3 protein-coding genes and 1 pseudogene are annotated in these 2,538 nt (G+C 40.4%); all 4 read left to right on the top strand.

The annotated features are described in order from the left end of the window. Window positions 1-296, top strand: a pseudogene (locus AC52RT_RS01445) (ABC transporter ATP-binding protein); the annotation flags it as partial. A 3-nt stretch (window positions 297-299) separates the two neighbouring features. Next, on the top strand, window positions 300-1,106 hold the full coding sequence (locus AC52RT_RS01450; RefSeq protein WP_495539107.1) for an ABC transporter permease: 807 nt from the start codon (window positions 300-302) through the stop codon (window positions 1,104-1,106). Then, window positions 1,107-1,979, top strand: coding sequence for an ABC transporter permease (locus AC52RT_RS01455; RefSeq protein WP_495539108.1), 873 nt, complete (start codon window positions 1,107-1,109; stop codon window positions 1,977-1,979). 19 nt (window positions 1,980-1,998) lie between these two features. Continuing rightward, on the top strand, window positions 1,999-2,538 hold a 540-nt coding region (locus AC52RT_RS01460), incomplete at its 3' end, for an ABC transporter substrate-binding protein (protein WP_495539109.1).

The raw sequence follows: 2,538 nt of genomic DNA on the forward strand, positions 1-2,538 counted from the left end.
AGATTTTACTGATGGATGAACCTTTTTCTGCTTTGGATGAATTTTCTCGAGAACGTTTAAATGAAGAACTATTGTCAATCTGGAGTAAGTATGGGAATACCGTGGTTTTTGTTACACATAGTATTTCTGAAGCCATTTTTCTTTCTGATCGTGTCTTTGTGCTTTCTCCGCATCCGGGAAGACTTTCTGCAATTGTAGAAATTGATCTTCCTCGTCCTCGAACAAAAGAAATGAGGAATAGTCCGGAATTTTATCAGCTTATTTCTGATATTCGAAGCAGCTTTGAAGGGGTATAGAGGATGAAAAACTACATACAGCTTACACGTTGGACACCAACATTGGTCTGGATTGTAGGGCTTCTAGTTATCTGGGAAATCTGTTCTTGGTTTCTGCTGCAGGTTTTACAAGTACCTCTAGCTCAATCAAAACTGCCTTATATTCATGAATTAATGTATACGATGATGGAATATGGAAGCACGCTTTTTTCTGAGGGATGGGTTACCTTTACAAACGCAGCAATTGGTTTCGGATTGGGTGCTGTGGTAGGCATCTTATTAGCGATTTTAATGAGTTTATCGAAATGGGTAGAACAATTAACTTTTCCGTACGCAGTTGGATCCCAAATGATTCCCATCTTAGGTTTGGCTCCTATTGTCTATGGAATCGTGCATGATGATCAATTATCAAGAATTATTATTGCTGCTTATATTACTTTTTTCCCTGTGGCACTAAATGTGTTAAGAGGTTTACGCAGCGCAGATCCAGCCGCCGTTGAACTTATGCATTCTTATGCGGCTAAGCCTTGGACTGTTTATTTAAAACTACGTTTTCCAGCAGCCTTGCCCGGATTGTTTAGCGGGTTGAAAATTGCGGCTCCATTAGCGGTAACAGGAGCAATCCTTGTTGAATTAATGGGTGCTACAAAAGGCTTGGGGGTCATTATGCTTCGCAATCTTTATTATGGTCCATCTCATAATTACATGTTTTGGTTAACGGTTATTGCAGGAGCGTTACTCGGGATTTTCAGCTATTTATTAATAACATTAATTGAACGTATTGTTGCTCCCTGGCAGCCGGAATTTCGGTCAACAGGAGGTGACGAGTAAATGGTAGGTAAACCAGCAGAAAAGAACGTGAATTGGGAACTTGAAACGGTTTCAAGTTCCCAATCAATACGTGTAATCAATCCAAGGGTGCAAACTCGTAGGAACAAAATAGGAAAAATTCGTAAAGCAGCACTCCCGCTTGCAGCAGGTATTTTATTTATGCTGTTATGGGAGTGGCAAGTGTTCCATCGTATTCTCCAGCTGCAAACCTACCAACTTCCATTACCATCTGCTATCTGGGAAGCGATATCAGTAAATTGGGAAACGCTGCTGACCTATACAAGATATACCTTTATCGAGGCAGCAACAGGTATGGTGATTGGCTCCTCAATTGGATTTGTTTTCGCATTATTTTCAGCTTCTTGGCCTAAATGGGGGAAAGGCGGATTGTCGGTTGTTGTGGCGGTAAATGCAGTACCAATTGTTGCTTTGGCACCTATCATGAATCTTTGGTTTAGTGATGGAATGGGGTCAAGAATTGCAATTGTTACGATTACAACAATGTCAGCTATGGCGATTAATGCTTATAAAGGAATGACGATGGTTGATCCGTTAGCACTTGATTTAATGCATTCCTATGCAGCAAAAAAACAGCAGGTGTTTAAATACTTGAGGATAGCTAATAGTCTGCCCTTTGTTTTCACTGCACTAAAAATTAATACAACAGCAAGTATGATTGGGGCAATCGTCGGCGAGTTTTTCTTTTCATCTCAAGGGTTAGGTTACCTCCTTTCCAACTCAATAAAAGTAGCTAAGATGCCTTTAGGGTGGGCTTGTATCGTTATGGCCGCCATTGTTGGAGTCATATTTTACCTACTGGTAGAGCGGGTAGAAAAGATTTTTTTAAAGTGGCATCCATCAGAAAGAAATTAAATGTTTGGGGGGATTTGTATTGAAAAGGGAATTTAGAAAAACGCGCAAAGGAATTATTTTAGTTGTGATGGCCCTTAGTTTACTGTTGGCAGCCTGTAGTAAAGACAATGAGTCATCTTCAGGAACTTCCTCAGAAAAGCTCACACCAATAAAGTTACAGTTGAAATGGGTACCGCAAGCACAGTTTGCTGGTTATTTTGTCGCTATGGAGAAGGGCTACTTTAAAGATGAGGGACTTGATGTAACGATTGTACCAGGCGGTCCTGATATCGTTCCTGAACAGCAAGTGTCAAATGGTGCTGCAAATATAGGGATTGGTTGGGTAGCTAGCTTATTACCTCATCAAGAACAGGGACTGCCCTTAGTTCAGATTGCCCAAATGTATCAAAAAAGCGGGTTACTCCTCGTATCTAAAAAAGAAAAAGGAATTCAGACAGCAGAGGACTTAGCAGGGAAAAAGATTGGTAACTGGATGGGTGGTAATGAATTTGAATTATTAGCGTTATTTGATAAATATGGATACGACCAAAACAAAGACCTATCTTTTGAGAAGCAGGGG

This window comes from Peribacillus sp. (assembly GCF_059453735.1).